This window comes from Exiguobacterium sp. AT1b (genome assembly GCF_000023045.1).
Classification (GTDB): domain Bacteria; phylum Bacillota; class Bacilli; order Exiguobacteriales; family Exiguobacteriaceae; genus Exiguobacterium.
Map to the genome: position 1 here is coordinate 2,350,136 of NC_012673.1, position 17,034 is coordinate 2,367,169.

The 17,034-nt window shown below is 48.1% G+C and carries 18 protein-coding genes; 14 read left to right on the top strand and 4 right to left on the bottom strand.

The window, feature by feature from the left end; translation table 11 throughout:
• Nucleotides 1-197: 197 nt before the first annotated feature.
• The 10 genes from EAT1B_RS12240 (at nt 198) to EAT1B_RS12285 (ending at nt 10,311) form a co-directional block, all read left to right on the top strand.
• Nucleotides 198-1,922 (top strand): ABC transporter ATP-binding protein, encoded by a 1,725-nt coding sequence (locus tag EAT1B_RS12240; protein ID WP_015880879.1) that lies wholly within the window; start codon nt 198-200, stop codon nt 1,920-1,922.
• A 22-nt stretch (nt 1,923-1,944) separates the two neighbouring features.
• On the top strand, nt 1,945-3,990 hold the full coding sequence (locus tag EAT1B_RS12245) for an ABC transporter ATP-binding protein (protein ID WP_015880880.1): 2,046 nt from the start codon (nt 1,945-1,947) through the stop codon (nt 3,988-3,990).
• Between the two features lie 9 nt (nt 3,991-3,999).
• On the top strand, nt 4,000-5,178 hold the full coding sequence (locus EAT1B_RS12250; RefSeq protein WP_015880881.1) for an RNA-splicing ligase RtcB: 1,179 nt from the start codon (nt 4,000-4,002) through the stop codon (nt 5,176-5,178).
• A 68-nt stretch (nt 5,179-5,246) separates the two neighbouring features.
• A complete protein-coding gene (locus tag EAT1B_RS12255) occupies nt 5,247-5,561 on the top strand; it encodes a YfhH family protein (protein WP_015880882.1) in 315 nt (104 codons plus the stop codon).
• Nucleotides 5,558-5,827: a YfhJ family protein gene (locus tag EAT1B_RS12260; RefSeq protein ID WP_015880883.1), complete on the top strand. Its 270-nt coding sequence runs from the start codon at nt 5,558-5,560 to the stop codon at nt 5,825-5,827. The genes EAT1B_RS12255 and EAT1B_RS12260 overlap by 4 nt, the downstream gene beginning before the upstream one ends.
• Nucleotides 5,828-5,977: 150 nt before the next feature.
• Nucleotides 5,978-6,517, top strand: a complete 540-nt coding sequence (locus tag EAT1B_RS12265) for a helix-turn-helix domain-containing protein (protein ID WP_015880884.1) — start codon at nt 5,978-5,980, stop codon at nt 6,515-6,517.
• Nucleotides 6,518-6,538: 21 nt separating this feature from the next.
• Nucleotides 6,539-7,645 carry an ABC transporter ATP-binding protein gene (locus EAT1B_RS12270; protein WP_015880885.1) on the top strand — a complete coding sequence of 369 codons (1,107 nt, stop codon included), beginning with the start codon at nt 6,539-6,541 and terminating at the stop codon, nt 7,643-7,645.
• The gene (locus EAT1B_RS12275; RefSeq protein ID WP_015880886.1) at nt 7,632-8,453 is read left to right on the top strand and encodes an ABC transporter permease; all 822 of its coding nucleotides are present in this window, start codon (nt 7,632-7,634) and stop codon (nt 8,451-8,453) included. Before EAT1B_RS12270 ends, EAT1B_RS12275 begins: the two co-directional genes overlap by 14 nt.
• Nucleotides 8,450-9,244: an ABC transporter permease gene (locus EAT1B_RS12280; protein ID WP_015880887.1), complete on the top strand. Its 795-nt coding sequence runs from the start codon at nt 8,450-8,452 to the stop codon at nt 9,242-9,244. The genes EAT1B_RS12275 and EAT1B_RS12280 overlap by 4 nt, the downstream gene beginning before the upstream one ends.
• On the top strand, nt 9,241-10,311 hold the full coding sequence (locus EAT1B_RS12285) for a PotD/PotF family extracellular solute-binding protein (protein WP_015880888.1): 1,071 nt from the start codon (nt 9,241-9,243) through the stop codon (nt 10,309-10,311). Before EAT1B_RS12280 ends, EAT1B_RS12285 begins: the two co-directional genes overlap by 4 nt.
• Before the next feature lie 41 nt (nt 10,312-10,352).
• On the opposite strand, the gene EAT1B_RS12290 is transcribed toward EAT1B_RS12285, so the two are convergent.
• The 3 genes from EAT1B_RS12290 to adh form a co-directional block, all read right to left on the bottom strand.
• A complete protein-coding gene (locus EAT1B_RS12290) occupies nt 10,353-11,078 on the bottom strand; it encodes a nuclease-related domain-containing protein (protein WP_015880889.1) in 726 nt (241 codons plus the stop codon).
• A 119-nt stretch (nt 11,079-11,197) separates the two neighbouring features.
• Nucleotides 11,198-11,560, bottom strand: coding sequence for a DUF779 domain-containing protein (locus EAT1B_RS12295; protein WP_015880890.1), 363 nt, complete (start codon nt 11,558-11,560; stop codon nt 11,198-11,200).
• A gap of 1 nt (nt 11,561) precedes the next feature.
• On the bottom strand, nt 11,562-13,082 hold the full coding sequence (adh, locus tag EAT1B_RS12300) for an aldehyde dehydrogenase (protein WP_015880891.1): 1,521 nt from the start codon (nt 13,080-13,082) through the stop codon (nt 11,562-11,564).
• 220 nt (nt 13,083-13,302) lie between these two features.
• Here adh and EAT1B_RS12305 point away from each other — a divergent pair, with 220 nt between their 5' ends.
• A complete protein-coding gene (locus EAT1B_RS12305; protein ID WP_015880892.1) occupies nt 13,303-13,836 on the top strand; it encodes a YceI family protein in 534 nt (177 codons plus the stop codon).
• A 26-nt stretch (nt 13,837-13,862) separates the two neighbouring features.
• Here the strand turns inward: EAT1B_RS12305 and EAT1B_RS12310 are convergent, their stop codons facing one another.
• A complete protein-coding gene (locus EAT1B_RS12310) occupies nt 13,863-14,846 on the bottom strand; it encodes a metal-dependent hydrolase (RefSeq protein WP_015880893.1) in 984 nt (327 codons plus the stop codon).
• Nucleotides 14,847-14,934: 88 nt separating this feature from the next.
• Here EAT1B_RS12310 and mutY point away from each other — a divergent pair, with 88 nt between their 5' ends.
• The 3 genes from mutY to EAT1B_RS12325 all read left to right on the top strand — a co-directional run bounded on the left by mutY (nt 14,935) and on the right by EAT1B_RS12325 (nt 17,013).
• Nucleotides 14,935-15,969 carry an A/G-specific adenine glycosylase gene (mutY, locus tag EAT1B_RS12315; RefSeq protein WP_015880894.1) on the top strand — a complete coding sequence of 345 codons (1,035 nt, stop codon included), beginning with the start codon at nt 14,935-14,937 and terminating at the stop codon, nt 15,967-15,969.
• The gene (locus tag EAT1B_RS12320) at nt 15,956-16,381 is read left to right on the top strand and encodes a hypothetical protein (protein WP_015880895.1); all 426 of its coding nucleotides are present in this window, start codon (nt 15,956-15,958) and stop codon (nt 16,379-16,381) included. Before mutY ends, EAT1B_RS12320 begins: the two co-directional genes overlap by 14 nt.
• An 89-nt stretch (nt 16,382-16,470) precedes the next feature.
• Entirely contained in the window at nt 16,471-17,013 is a 543-nt protein-coding gene (locus EAT1B_RS12325) for a DUF402 domain-containing protein (RefSeq protein ID WP_015880896.1), read from the top strand.
• Nucleotides 17,014-17,034: the final 21 nt, after the last annotated feature.

Consider the following 17,034-nt stretch of genomic DNA (forward strand, 5'->3'; position numbering starts at 1 on the left):
AACACACTCAAAACATCATATGGCTACTCGTATTTAACTGCGTGACATTGGCAGCTGGATAGGGGTAGTGTCCTTTCCCTGACCATGCAAAAGACTGAAGACTACTTCAAGCGCGCTTCATTTGATTGGTTGCACAATCAGGTGGAGTGCGCTTTTTTGCGTGTTCGGATGGATTGGGCGGAAGGGGGAAATCAGTCATGAAACTGATTAAGCAATTGGATTGGTTTATTAAAAGACAGAAACGAACGTACATGATTGCGATCATCTTATTGATCATCACAGGGGTTGTAGATATGCTGCCACCTTGGATTATCGGTCAGGCAATCGATGCGATTCGTGAAGGAAGTTTGACGACAGAGCGATTGATTCTGATTGTATCGTCGCTACTCGGCATCATGGTGTTATCGTACGTGATGTCATACTTGTGGATTGCCCGACTCTTCGGGACAGCCTTTTTACTTGAAAAGAAATTGAGAGGTCGCTTCTTTGGTCACCTTCTCAAACAAACACCGCGCTTCTATCAACAACATCGTACGGGTGACTTGATGGCTCTTGCGACGAATGACTTAAAAGCGGTGGAGCGGACAGCGGGATTTGGGGTCATGACATTAGTCGACTCGTTCAACATGACGCTCATCGCCTTGACGATTATGGGCGTGTTCATCGATTGGAAGTTGACGCTCGCAGCACTTTTGCCGATGCCGATTCTCGCCTGGTCGATGAATAAACTTGGGAGTCAGATTCATACACGGTTCACGGCAGCCCAAGATTCGTTCGGCGTGATGAACGACCAAGTCGTTGAATCCATCTCCGGTCTTCGGGTCGTCCGTTCTTTCGTCCAAGAAGAGGCGGATACGAAAAAGTTCGATGACATCACGGATGACGTAATGGCGAAAAACATGCATGTCGCTAAAATCGACGTCTTGTTTGAGCCGGTCATCAAATTACTCGTCGGACTCAGTTATTTGATCGGACTCTCGTTCGGGACGTATCTCGTCTTTACGAACGACATCACGCTCGGTCAACTCGTTTCTTTCAACATTTATTTAGGGATGTTGATTTGGCCGATGTATGCCTTCGGGGAACTCATCAATGTCGTCCAACGAGGAACGGCGAGCTTGGAACGGATTGAGACGACGATGAATGAGGTACCGGACGTTTCGTCAACTGGAACGGTTCACATCGATGTACCGGAGAAGATCACCTTCAAATCGCTCTCATTCCGTTATCCAAACGCGAATCGGGAGTCGTTAGAGGACATCGTCCTGCACGTCTCGCGTGGTGAGACGATTGGAATTGTCGGACCGACTGGAGCTGGGAAGACGACGTTGTTACGTCAATTGCTCCGGGAGTATCCGATTGACGATTCACTTCTCGTGAACGGGGTGCCGATCTCGGACATTAAACTTGAAACGGTCCGTGGCTGGAGTGGGTATGTGTCACAAGAGCATCTCTTATTCTCAAAAACGGTGCGTGATAACATTCGTTTCGGAGTGGATGATGTTTCGGATGAAGCACTCGACAGAGCCATTCATCTCGCGGCGTTCGATACGGACATCGAACACTTGGAGAACGGTCTCGATACCGTCGTTGGGGAGCAAGGGGTCATGCTGTCAGGTGGACAAAAACAACGATTATCGATTGCACGCGCCTTACTGAAAAATCCTGAGATTCTGCTTCTTGACGATTCGCTCTCAGCAGTCGATGCGAAAACGGAATCTCGCATTATCGATTCGGTCCGTACGAGCCGTGAGGCGAAGACGACCTTCATCGTGGCGCACCGTCTTTCTGCGGTGGCACATGCCGACCAAATTCTCGTCCTTCAAGACGGACGAGTCACCGAGCGCGGCACCCATGACCAACTGATGGAACGACACGGTTGGTACTATGAACAATTTATTCGACAAGGAGAGTCGGAGTAATCCGGGAAAGGGGGAATCTCTCATGATCGATCAATATGAATTAGATCCGGTCCGCCGGAAGAAGACGATCCGCTCACTCGTTGGCTATGCCAAACAAGTGAAACGCTCCATCTTCCTCGGACTGACATTACTTTTTTTAGCGGTCGGCGCAGAACTTGCCGGACCGTATATCGCCAAAATCATTATCGATGAGCATATCGTCGCCATCGAGCGTGACTGGGTTCAAGTCGAATCCGGCGGTAGTGTTTCCTTTAATGGAGAATCGTATGAGAAAGAAACGAGACTAGACGGTCAAGATGTGATTCAGCCGGTCTCGATTGTCCAAACGACCGATGGGTACTATCTCGTACCTGAGGCGATTATGAGCGGAGGCGTCCGTGAAGTCGATGGCGACGTGCTGACGATTTCAAGAGGAGACGAGACGGCGACATATGACAACATTGCCGCGCTCTCGTCGACCGACGTGTTCCAGTTCTATCAAACGGATTTACGAGCTGTCCTTCTCTTATCGGGATTGTACGTCGTCCTGTTACTATTTGCGGCCGGATTGAACTGGGGACAACAGATGCTCCTACAACGGTCGGCGCATAAAATCGTCAAAACGATGCGTCTTGACGTGATGAAGCATCTTCAAACGATTCCGGTACGCTATTTTGACCAGACACCAATCGGGAAGATTGTCAGTCGTGTCACGAATGATACCGAGACGATTCGCGACCTGTATTTAGGAGTGCTCGCTCGCGTCTTCCAAAGTGTCGTCATGATGATTGGGGTACTCATTGCGATGTTCTTCCTAGACGTGCGTTTAGGGCTCGTCTCGCTCATTATCATCCCGGTCGTCATCGTCTGGATCAAGTTGTTCCAACGTTTCTCGACAAAAAATAACTTCCGTGTTCGTGCACTCGTCGCGGATATGAACGCGCAGTTGAATGAGAGCATTCAAACGATGCCGATCATTCAATCATACGTCCGCGAAAATCTCGTTTATGACGAGTTCAATGAGAAGAACAGCGACAACTTCCAAACGAGACGGAAGTTGTTGAAATTGGATGCGTTGATGAGCCACAACCTCGTCAACTTCTTCCGAAACATGGCGCTCGCCTTGCTCATCTGGTTTGTCGGGGCACAAACGCTTGGTACGGGAAGTGTCTTAACACTCGGGATTCTGTACGCGTATATCGACTATGTCTCGCGGATCTTTGAGCCGGTGACACAGATCATGAACCAATTGTCACCACTCCAACAAGCGCTCGTCTCGGCCGACCGGATGTTCCAACTGCTCGACGAGAAAGGGGAACCGGTCTCATCAGAACGTCTTCCACGCTTTAAAGGGGATGTCGTCTTTGATGACGTGACCTTCAGTTATGAAGCAGGGAAACCGGTGTTGCAACAGATTGAACTGCACGCCGCTCCTGGTGAAACGGTCGCACTCGTTGGACATACGGGAAGCGGGAAGAGTTCAATCATGAACTTGCTCATGCGCTTCTACGACCCCTCGGCCGGAGTCCTTCGAATCGATGGCATGGACGTGACAAAACTACCGACGCAGGCGGTACGAGACCATCTCGGGATCGTCTTACAAGACCCGTTCCTATTCACTGGAACGATTCGGACGAACGTCACGCTTGGCGATGAGACGATTACGGACGAACAGGTATGGAAAGCACTCGCAGCCGTCGGGGCAGATCGTTTCGTGAAGCAGCTACCGCAAGGCATCGATGAGCCGGTGATCGAGCGTGGAGCTTCACTCTCGAGTGGAGAACGACAGCTGATCAGTTTTGCACGCGCCCTCGTCTTTGACCCTGCCATCCTCGTCCTCGATGAAGCGACAGCAAGCGTCGACTCGGAGACGGAGGCATTGATTCAGGATGCGCTCAAAACACTCACGTACGGTAGGACGACATTTGTCATCGCGCACCGACTCTCGACGATTCGGGAAGCGGACCAGATCCTCGTTCTCGACCACGGTCGAATCATTGAGCGAGGCAACCACCAGTCACTCATCGAGTATGGCGGTGTCTATGCCCGAATGCATGAATTACAGAGTAAACAACAAGCCATCAGTTAAGGAGGTCACATGGAAATCAAGGGGAAATATAACCGCGCCAAAGTGTTCAACGAACGAATCGATGATATGACGCGGAATCAAATTGAAACATTGCTCGACCAACCGTTCACACAAGGGGCATCGATTCGGATCATGCCGGACATGCATGCGGGGAAAGGGTCGGTCGTTGGGACGACGATGACGATTCAAGACAAAGTCGTGCCAAACCTGGTCGGTGTCGATTTAGGGTGTGGGATGCTTTGTACAGAAATCAAAGCCAAACGAATCGATTTTCAACGACTCGACGACCTCATTCGTGAACTCGTACCGAGTGGAATGAACATTCGGGAGAAAGTTCACCCATACGCATCTGAACTTCCACTAGAAGAGGTGCGAGCGCCGTATAAACTCGACCGAGCCTTGCGCTCGGTCGGGTCGCTCGGCTCGGGGAACCACTTTATTGAAGTGAACCGAGATGACTCGGGACGTACGTTTCTCGTCATTCATTCCGGTTCGCGCCATCTTGGGGTGCAGATTGCCGATCACTATCAGGAGCGAGCGATTCAACACATGATGGACACACATGATGTAAAGGAAGAAATTGAGCGTTTGAAAGCTGCGGGTCGACAACAAGACATCTCGGCTTACCTGGAAACAGAGCGGGCGTCACGAAAACCATTTCGAGACCTGGCTTATGTGGAGGGAGCGGATATGGACGATTACATGCATGACGTGCGCATCGCTCAACAATATGCGGCGGCGAACCGTCGTGCGATGACGGATGTGATCGTCGAAGCGATGAATTGGAACATCGTCGATCAATTCGATACCGTCCATAACTATATCGACCATGATGCGATGATCCTGCGAAAAGGAGCCATCTCCGCACAAGAAGGAGAACGAGTCATCATTCCAATGAACATGCGGGACGGTTCGCTCATCTGTACGGGGAAAGGGAATCCAGATTGGAATTTCTCGGGTCCACACGGCGCAGGTCGGATCATGTCTCGGTCGGCCGCACGGAAACGCGTCGATTTCAAAGAATTCAAACGTTCGATGGAAGGTGTCTGGTCGACATCGGTTCGCCCATCGACAATCGATGAATCACCATTTGTGTATAAGTCGATGAAAGAAATTGTTCGTTATATCGAACCGGCCGTTCAAATCGATCAAATCATCAAGCCACTTTACAACTTCAAGGCGAACTGAGTCACGTACTCAGTCTCGTCTTTTTCTTTTTTCGTAAAATCTGATACGCTTACATCGAGGTGAACGATATGGAAAAGCGGTTAAGTGACTTATCGAAATATGAGTTAGAGCAAGAGATTCAAGCATTACATGAACGGAAACGAAAAGCTGAACAGATGGGCATGGTCAGCGAAATCGAAGTCGTCCTTCGGCGGATTGCGATTGCCGAAAGCTATTTGATTGACCCATCATCGTTTCGTCCAGGTGAAACATATGTCGTCAATTACAATGACCGTCCGTTTCGCTTGAAATTCGTCAACGGTGTCATGGGCTGGGGGACGTTTGAAGGCGAGATGACAGAACGGGCCATCCCGCTCTCAGAATTGTCGGAGGTGAAACGATGAACCGGAACGAACAATACGAACGGCTCGCGGTCATTTTAAAAGAGAAGAATGACGTCTTGAACGATTCAGAAGCGGTGACGTGGGTCGAAGTGTTATGGGAAGATTTTGAGACCTCACTTGCCAAGGCGGGTGAACCATATCCGGGAGAGGCAAAGGCTTTCCAATACGTCATTCAACAGATCGATGCATACGGGGCACAGCTCCATTTGTTCCAAACGAAGAACGAAAAGTTTAAGCATTTGATGTCTAAACGGAATTTACACTGAGTCACGTCCTTGGGGCGTGATTTTTTTATTGCAATTCTTCAACAATTCGTTATAATGAAGGTCGCTAATAGTTTGTTTTAAAGTATAGTATAGATAAACTTTCTTTAGTTGAACTCATGTTTCACTAAACAAAAAGGAGGCGTTCAGTCGTTGGAAGTAGGTCAAAACATTAAGCGGCTCCGGATCAAAAAAGGATTGACCCAAGAGGAGTTGGCGGAACGTACAGATTTGAGTAAAGGATACATTTCTCAAATTGAGCGGGATTTAAGCTCTCCCTCACTAGAAACGTTATTCGATTTATTGAATGTCCTCGGGAGTTCCCCGAAAGAGTTTTTCGATGAAGAGTTGAATCAAAAAGTGGTGTACACCGTTGACGATCGCACCATCTATACAGATGAAGAACGCAAATATCGGACAGAATGGCTCATCCCGGAATCGAATGAAAAAGAGATGGAGCCGATCCTAGTCACATTTTTCAAACATGGAGAGTTCAAACAATATGAGCCTTCACGTTCGGAGACGCTCGTATACGTCTTGTCCGGCAAAATTGCCTTGAAATTAGGGAACCACACATATTTTGCCAAGACAGGGGAAACCCTTTATTATGTCGCCTCAGATTCGCATCAACTCGTCAACGATAACGATGGAGAGAGTGAATGTCTCATCGTCGCGACCCATTCATATTTATAAGTCAACAGAGGAGGAAACAGCATGAATGCAGAGACAATTATTCGTTTTGACCACGTGTCAAAGCGTTACGACGACACAGTCGTCCTTGAAGATATCAGTTTTGAGATTGAGCGTGGGAAGTTTTATACGCTTCTCGGTCCATCGGGATGTGGGAAGACGACGATTTTGCGTCTCATCGCCGGATTTACCGATGCGACCGAAGGAGATATTCACTTCAGCGGAAAGCGGATCAACGATGTGCCGGCCAACAAACGACAAGTGAACACCGTGTTCCAAGATTATGCGCTGTTTCCTCATTTGAACGTATTTGAGAATGTGGCATTCGGTCTCCGCATTAAAAAATTGAAAGAAGCAGATGTGAAAGCGAAAGTGGAGCAGGCTCTCAAATTTGTTAACTTAGAAGGATACGGCTCGCGCGAAATCGATGAGATGTCAGGTGGACAACGCCAACGTGTCGCCATCGCCCGCGCGATTGTAAACGAGCCGGAGGTCATTCTCCTTGATGAACCGCTCTCTGCCTTAGACTTGAAACTTCGTACGGAGATGCAATATGAACTTCGTGAGTTACAGCAACGTCTTGGCATCACCTTCATCTTCGTCACACATGACCAAGAAGAGGCGCTCGCCATGTCGGATGAGATTTTCGTCATGAACAACGGGAAAATCGTTCAGAGTGGGACACCGACTGATATTTATGATGAACCGATCAACCGTTTCGTTGCAGACTTTATCGGTGAATCGAATATCGTGCCGGGTGTCATGCCGGAAGACAATATCGTCACGTTTGCTGGTAAAACGTTTGACTGTGTCGACCAAGGATTTGACCGCAATGAAAAAGTTGAGGTCATCATTCGTCCGGAAGACTTAGAGATGACATCGGTCGATGCAGCGAAACTCGTCGTCGACGTCGATTCTCAATTGTTCCGAGGTGTCCACTACGAGATTTGCTGTTATGACCAAGAAGGAAACGAATGGCTCGTCCACTCGACGAAGAAATCAATCGTCGGTTCAAAAATCGGATTGACGTTTGACGAAGAAGCGATTCACGTCATGCGACTAGGTGAAACAGAAGAAGAATTTGACCGTCGTCTCGAATCCTACGAGGAGGTCCCTCATGAATCAAACTAATCAGACCGCAAAGACGGTATATTTAACGACCTATTGGATTTGGATCGCCTTGTTTGTCATCGCACCACTCGTTCTCGTCGTCTATTATTCCTTTTTTGATATCGATGGGAATTTGAGTTTAGAAAACTATCAGACGTTCTTCACGTCGACGTATTTGTCGATGACGCTCTCGTCGTTCTGGTATGCGTTCCTCATTACGTTCTTCTCGTTACTCGTCGGGTATCCGACGGCATACTTGTTGACGAAGACGAAGCACAAACAGCTTTGGCTCTTGCTCATCTTGCTGCCGTCATGGATTAACTTGTTGTTAAAGGCGTATGCGTTCCTTGGTATTTTTGGAACGTACGGGATTACGAATCAATTTTTAGAAGCAATCGGTATTGGGACGAAACAGATTCTATTCACTGATTTCAGTTTCGTCTTCGTTTCGGTATACATCTTCATCCCGTTCATGATTTTGCCAATCTACAACGCCATTGAGAAGCTACCGCCATCACTCGTTTACGCATCCCGTGATTTAGGTGCATCGAACTGGACGACGTTCCGACGTGTCATCTTCCCGTTGACGCTTGACGGTGTCAAATCGGGGATTCAAATTGTCTTTATTCCGGCATTATCACTCTTTATGATCACCCGACTCATCGCCGGGAACCGAGTCATCACACTCGGTACAGCGATTGAACAACAATTCCTTGTCACGCAAAACTGGGGGATGGGCTCGACGATTGCCGTCTTCCTCATCTTGGCGATGGTTCTCGTCATGGTCGTCACACGTGACTGGGGTGCGAAAGGAGCGGTTCGTCGATGAAACGTAAACGATTCAAATTATCAAATTTATACTTGGCGGCCGTCTTCTTCATCTTATATGCGCCAATCCTATATTTGGTCTTCTACTCGTTCAACAGTGGCGGAACGATGAGTAACTTCGAAGGGTTCACCCTCGCATGGTACAAGTCGCTCTTCACGGATACGAGACTTCTCGTCATCGTCTTGAATACGATCGTCATCGCGCTGCTCTCGGCGACGATTTCGACCGTGCTCGGTGTCATCGGGGCACTCGCCATCTATACGGCGAAACAAAAGTATACGAAGACGTCGCTTTTATCATTGAACAACGTCTTGATCGTGAGTCCGGACGTCATCATCGGGGCCTCCTTCTTGATCCTCTTCACGATGCTAGGGATTCAGTTAGGCTTTTATTCGGTCCTCTTGTCGCACATCGCCTTCTCGGTTCCGATTGTCGTCATCTTGGTGTTGCCAAAACTCCAAGAGATGAGTCCGACGTTGATTGATGCGTCACGTGACCTAGGCGCCAGTACGTGGGACGTATTGACGAAAGTCATTCTGCCATATATCACGCCAGGGGTATTTGCCGGTTTCTTCACGGCACTTACCTATTCGTTAGATGACTTTGCTGTCACATTCTTCGTGACAGGAAACGGCTTTACGACGCTCGCCGTAGAAGTCTATTCGCGGGCACGTCAAGGTATCTCGCTTGAAATCAATGCGTTGTCTGCGATTCTGTTCCTCTTCACGCTCATCCTTGTCATCGGATATTATGTGTTGGCGCAACGAGGATCAAAGGAGGTTAGACGATGAAAAAACTAGTCATCATGTTGGCTGTACCATTGATTGTCAGCTTTGGTCTCCTTCTTTGGATTCAGCAACTGAATGCTGCGCAAGGATTCGGCGGCGACAACACGCTTGTCGTTTACAACTGGGGAGATTATATCGATGAGGACTTGATCGGTGAGTTCGAAGAGCAGAGCGGGTTGAAGGTCGTTTATCAAACGTTCGACTCGAACGAAGCGATGCTCACGAAAATTGAGCAAGGCGGTACGGCCTTTGATGTCGCCGTTCCATCCGATTATGCGATCAGTAAGATGAGAGAGGAGAATCTCCTTCTCCCAATCGATTACGATAAACTCGAAAACTTTGATAATATCGATCCGCGCTTCCTCGATAAATCGTTCGACCCGGGTAACAAGTACTCGGTTCCTTATTTCTGGGGTACGGTCGGGATCGTCTACAATCCGGAACTAGTCGATGGTGAGATCACTTCATGGAACGACCTGTGGGAAATGCCGCTCGAGAACGACATTCTCCTTGCGGACGGGACACGTGAAGTGATGGGCTTCGGCCTGAACTCGCTTGGGTACTCCCTCAACACGACGAATAAAGATGAGTTGATTGAGGCGGAAGAAAAGTTAACGACGCTTTGGCCGAACATTAAAGCCATCGTCGGAGACGAAATCAAAATGCTGATGGCGAACCGTGAGGCAGCGGCAGCCGTCGTCTGGTCCGGGGATGCGTCAGAAATCATGTATGAGAACGAAGAACTGACGTATGTCATTCCGGTAGAAGGCACGAATCTCTGGTTTGATAACCTCGTCATCCCAAGTACGGCACAAAACGTGGACGGGGCACATCAGTTCATCGACTTTATGTTAGATGCTGAGATTGCGGCACGTAACACGGATTATGTCGGATACTCAACACCGAACGAAGCGGCTCTCGAATTCTTGGATGAGGAAGTCACATCGGATGAACGATTCTACCCGTCTCGTGAAGTGACGCAGAACCTTGAAGTGTATGAAAACCTAGGGAAGCGCATGAACGCTTACTATAATGAATTGTATTTACGCTTTAAAATGCAGAGTAAATGACGAAACATCCCCGCGCTCATCATGAGTACGGGGATGTTTGTTTACTGCTTGATTGTCGATTTGATGTCTTCGATATGTTTCAAGGTGACAGTCGTGTCAACTTGTGTGAAGGAGTGTAAGATTTCGTACAGGCGGACTTGCTCATCGAGATCGAAAACAAAGTCTTGGTAGGTGATCAGCTCTTTGATCCACTGTTGGCGATTGAGCACAGGGACCTCGGCAGATTCGATTTGTTTGAGCGTCGAACGATTGCTGAACACAATCCATGAGTGGAGATGGGTTCGGTCCACTCCAAGCACTTGCTCGATGGCTTTGAGATGTAATTCATTTTGTTTGATCGGATTGAAGAAACGATGCTTTTTACGGCGAGGGAGTGTCTGTGTCCAGTATTGGTCACGTGCCCGACCGAATATCCAACCGCTATAGTTTTTAGATTCGATGACATGTACCCCGGATTGGTTGATCAGAATGACATCGATCTCAGTGGTTCGATCTTTTTTAGAAGGATGGGGGAGATACAGGTTTGTCAGAATCAACGGTTGAAAGAACTTTGACTCAATCTCCGCCACACATAAATACTCTCCGAATAGACCGGTGTCTTGAACCACTTTGAAGTAAGAATGTCGAGTTTGTTGAGAATATTGACTGTTTTGATAACGTTTGACCTTATAGATGATGATGAGTGTGAGGATGAGAAATATGGGTGCGAATATGCTGATCAAGGTGACGAAAATACCTTCGAACAATTCTGTTAGTAGTGAAGCCATCAAATCCCTCCCTTTGTATCCACTATACAAGAAGCGAGATGATTCATATGTATATTTTTTACAATCGAGGATAATCGTTTTTTACATCATAAAGGACCCATCGAAATGGGTCCTTTTGCTTAGGTTTCATGCTTCAGCGCCTCACGCTCTTCTTCTGTAAAGACTCGAGAACGTCCTAAAAATCGTTTCCCTTCGACACCTTCGAGTGAAAACATACCACCCCGACCATCGACCACATCGATGATCAGTTGTGTATGTTTCCAATAATCATACTGTTTCTCATGAATATAGAAGGGCGTCTCGCCGATTTCACCGAGAAGAACGTCGTGGTCGCCCACCATGAACTCGTCACGTGGGAAACACATGGGAGAACTCCCGTCACAACATCCTCCTGACTGATGAAAGAGGAGGGGACCGTGTTTCGATTTCAAACGTTCGATGAGTTCGAGCGCGGCGGGGGTGGCCTCGACTCGTCTCACCATCTTAGAAGAACCCGAGTTTTTGTTCGCTGTAGCTGACGAGCATGTTTTTCGTACGTTGATAGTGACCGAGCATCATCTTATGGTTCTCACGACCGATTCCGGACATTTTGTAACCACCGAATGCAGCATGTGCCGGATAGGAGTGGTAACAGTTGATCCAGACACGTCCTGCTTGAATTTCACGACCGAAGCGATATGCACGGTTCATGTCACGAGTCCACACGCCTGCCCCGAGTCCGTAAAGCGTATCGTTCGCGATGGCGAGTGCTTCCGCATCATCTTTGAATGTTGTGACGGATAAGACCGGTCCGAAAATCTCTTCTTGGAAGATTCGCATCTTGTTATGACCTTTGAAGATCGTCGGTTGAATGTAGTACCCATCCGCGAGATCTCCGTCCATCATGTTGCGCTCTCCACCGATTAGGCATTCTGCGCCCTCGTCTTTCCCGATTTGAAGATAAGACAGGATTTTCTCCATCTGTTCGTTCGAAGCTTGTGCACCCATCATGACATCGGCATCGAGTGGGTTGCCGAGCTTGATTGCTTTGACGCGTTCTAGCACGCGTTCCATGAACTTGTCATAAATCGACTCTTGAATCAAGGCGCGAGATGGGCACGTACAGACTTCCCCTTGGTTCAAGGCGAACATGACGAGACCTTCAATCGCTTTATCAAAGAAATCGTCATCCGCGTCCATGATGTCGGCAAAGAAGATGTTTGGTGACTTCCCGCCGAGCTCAAGCGTGACAGGGATGATGTTTTGAGAAGCGTACTGCATAATGAGGCGGCCCGTCGTCGTCTCACCCGTGAAGGCGACTTTATCGACACGGTCACTCGATGCGAGTGGTTTTCCTGCTTCGAGACCGAATCCGTTCACGATATTGATGACGCCAGGTGGTAATAAATCTTCGATGAGTTCCATGAGAACCATGATTGAAGAAGGGGTTTGTTCGGCCGGCTTTAAGACGACACAGTTTCCGGCAGCGAGTGCCGGTGCGAGTTTCCAGACCGCCATCAAAATCGGGAAGTTCCACGGAATGATTTGAGCGACGACACCGAGTGGCTCATGGAAATGATAGGCGACCGTATCATGGTCGAGTTCACTGATGCCACCTTCTTGTGAGCGGATGACCCCTGCGAAGTAACGGAAGTGGTCGATGGCGAGCGGAAGGTCAGCGTTGAGCGTTTCCCGAACGGCCTTCCCATTTTCCCATGTTTCCGCGTAGGCGAGCATTTCGAGGTTCTCTTCCATGCGGTCTGCAATTTTATTCAAGATGACAGAACGTTCCGTGACGGACGTTTTGCCCCAATCGTCTTTGGCTGCATGAGCGGCATCCAAAGCAAGTTCAATATCCTCTTTCGTTGAGCGGGCGACTTCACATAATACTTTCCCATTTACAGGAGATGTGTTTTCAAAGTATTCTCCACCAGCCGGTGCGGTCCACTTTCCGTTAATGTAGTTCTCATAACGGTCCTTAAACTGTACTTTCGTTCCTGCTGAGTTCGGTACTTCATAAATCATGATCGTTCCTCCCTTTTCATACGAGATAGAGGAGTTATGTATGCGCTTACATTTAGCGGTAAGCGAACGACTCCCTTTTTTCATCGTAACGGTATGATGTGATAAAAGTCAAAATTTTTTGACAATAATTTGTCAATCTTTTGTAAAAACGTTTTGAACTCAAGATTTGTGGAAATGACTAGATTGTACACATTAATTCATCCATAAGGAGTGAGTCACGATGGCTAAGACATATCAAATTGACCCGGCGCATAGTTCGATCACGTTCACGGTCAAGCACATGATGATTTCCAAGGTGAAAGGCGAGTTCAAAGAATTTGATATTAAGGCGAACGGTGAGCCGAGCGATTTAGCGAATGCGAGTGTGAAAGTGACGATTCAGGCAGCATCGATCGACACCAACAACACGGATCGGGATAACCACCTCCGTTCAGGCGATTTCTTCAATGCCGAGGAGCATCCGCATCTCGTCTTTCATTCAACTTCTTTCCGTTCAAAAGGAGGCGGAGAATTCGAATTGACAGGGGATTTAACGATTCGAGGAACAACTCGGGAAGAGACGTTTGAAGTGGAGTATGAGGGAAGCGCAAAAGACCCATGGGGCAATACGAAACACGCCTTCTCCGGAGAAGGGTCGCTCAACCGTGAGGACTATGGATTAACGTGGAACCAAGCGCTTGAGGCGGGTGGTGTCCTCGTCGATAAGAAAGTCAAATTCGAGTTCGAGCTCCAATTCACTGAATCGGAAGCATAAGAAAAGTCGCTCATCTGAGCGACTTTTTATTGTTCGTATACCAATTTTTTCTGAAGGCTGTCTTCACTAAACACCCAACCTGTAAACGATGACAACACGTCATTCGTCTGCTCGTCGACGATAACGACGGCAACGAACGGATACATGTTTTTAGAGAAATAACGCAAGTTTGTGAAGCGGTATTCGATCATCCCGTTATGGCGTGTCACAGTGTACGTGTGAATTTTAGAAAATTCGAGGAACGCCTGTAAGTCAGCATTTTTCCGAGCTTCTACGAAATGGAGGTCTTCTTCTCCTGGCATCGGTTTGTCGCGGAAGCGACCGCATTCGATGACTTTGCCTTTTTTCACTTTTACAGCTCCGAGTCCATCGCGGAAACGGACGGCGACATGCCAGTCATCCCAACCGATTCCTGGAGAGATGAACAATTCATGTGCCCCTGCAAAGTGTCTCGCCACGGTAGCGAGCGCGCGGTTACGTAATTTAAACTGAATGGCATAGTAACTGATGACAAGCGCAATGAGCAGTGCAAAAATAGGGACAGTCGCACCCGTTATCATCCATAATGCATATGCACCGTAATAAGCGGAGAACAAGTACGGATCAAACGTCCCGATCACGCCCCAGCCGATCCATTTTTTCGAAAAAGGTTGTAGCGCTTGCGTCCCGTAGGCATTGAACAAGTCGACCGTGACATGAAGCAACACGGCGATTTGTGCCATGACCCATAGAGAGGCAGGATTGACGCCGAGGACCGTCCCGATGACGGCGCTGACGATGATTGGCCAAGCAAGAAGCGCGGTGATTCCATGTGAACGACCACGATGCTGGCGTAAATACGTACTATTTCCTTTTAACTTAAAGACGGTGTCGAAGTCTGGTGCATGCGAGCCGACGAGAGCCGTGGCTGTCATCGCTAAAAACAGTTGTGCATCACCTGACACTTCCGGGCTGAGCGTCGCGATGGCACTTAATCCAAGTCCCATACCAATGTGTGTCGCAGTATCCAATGTGCGTCAGCACCTCCATCAATAATGAAAGAATTACGTCATCTATTCTTATTTATCATACAATATTTTTAAAACGAGGGGAAACACAATGCTTAATCTTGATAAATTGTTCACAAATTATAATATTCACCATTTCAATGAGGAACTCGTCACCTGGTTTAATCGCGAAAAGCGTGATTTACCTTGGCGTCATGCGAAAAATCCTTACCGTGTGTGGGTAAGTGAAGTCATGTTGCAACAGACACGAGTCGATACGGTCATCCCATATTACAACCGGTTCATGGAACGCTTTCCGACGCTCGAAGATCTCGCAGCTGCTGACACAGACGAGGTCGTAAAGTATTGGGAAGGGCTAGGGTACTATTCTCGCGTCCGGAACTTACACGAAGCGGTCAAAGAAGTCGCTTCTGTTTACGAGGGAATCGTCCCAGAGGAGAAAGAACGTTTCGAGAAACTAAAAGGGGTCGGACCGTATACGACGGGAGCCGTACTGTCGATTGCGTACAATCAACCGGAACCGGCTGTGGATGGAAACGTCATGCGCGTCATGTCACGTCAATTCGGGATCTATGACGACATCGCCATGCCGAAGACGCGCAAAATCTTTGAACAAGTCGTTCGTCGATTGATGGATCCGGCTCACGCATCCGATTTCAACGAAGGCGTGATGGAGTTAGGTGCGACGGTCTGTACACCGAAAAATCCGATGTGCTCACTCTGTCCTGTTCAAGACACATGTTATGCATATGCGCATCATGTACAAGATGAGCTGCCGGTCAAAACGAAGAAGGGAGCAGCACGTATCGAAATGTATGATGCGCTGTGCATCGAGAAAGATGGAAAAGTTGCCTACGAACAACGAGCGGATAAGGGGTTGCTTGCTGGGATGTGGCAATATCCGCTTATGGATCGAGGAACGGGGGAACAACTTAACGGAACGTATCTTGGGCAAGTGAAACATGTCTTCTCTCATATCGTTTGGTATATCGATTTGTATCGCGTCGAGACACTTCCGACGGATGACGTCGTCTGGCTAGACGCTTCGGAGCGTGAGGTGAAGACGGTTTCTGTGGCTCAACAAAAATTAGAACGATTGGCAGGTGGCGAACGTGAGACGATTTGATGTAGAGTCGACATATGATACGACGGTCGATTCACTATGGGATTTGTTACAGGATGCCTCGCTTTTGACGAAACTGACGAAGTTTCCTAAAGTACGCTTAGTAGGGGACGGCGCCTCGGTCGAAGGGAATGAAGTGAAGTTGTTCGTTGGGGTCGGTCCGGTGGAACTGCCGTGGAACAGTGCCATCACCGTTGTGGGAAACCAGGCATTCTGCGATCAAGGAAAGAGGTTACCGTTTCCGTTCAAACGGTTCACACATGTGCACCGGGTCGAGTCGCGTGATGGCAAGGCGGTCATGATCGACGAAGTGACGTTCGATAGCTATGTTCCGAACATACTCGTCGAGTATTTCGTGCTTCGTCCGATGTTCCAAGAACGGACGCGGGCCTTCCAAAAAACACTAAATTCATGAAAATAAGAGATTTCCTTTTTCATTGGTTCTGAAAGTCGCTATAATTAAATATGAGAATTGTATAGCATCATAGCGGAAAGGAGGAGCTTATGAGCTTATTTCCCAAAGCAGGTAGCAAAATCGAGATACAGAGCTACAAGCACAACGGAACTTTGCATCGCGTTTGGGAAGAAACGCTCGTCCTTCAGTCGTCAAAAACGGATATGATCGGATTCAATGACCGCATCATGGTCAGCGAGTCAGACGGTCGGCAATGGAGAACGCGAGAGCCGGCAATTTGCTACTTTTCATCTGAGTATTGGTTCAATGTCATCTGTATGATTCGCGAAGACGGGATTTACTACTACTGTAATCTAGGTTCGCCGACTACATTTGATGGGGATGAACGTGCCATCAAATACATCGATTACGATTTGGACATCAAGGTGTTCCCGGATATGTCGTATACGATTTTAGATGAAGATGAATATGAGCGGCATCGTCGCGAGATGAATTATCCGAAAGCGATTGATCGAATCTTGAAGCAGAACGTGCAAGAACTGATCAACTGGATTCGAGGACGGAAAGGGCCGTTCAACCCAACATTCGTCGATGAATGGTATCGCGAATACGAAGCACGTTATCGGAGATGATTCCTCATCTCCGCTTTTTTT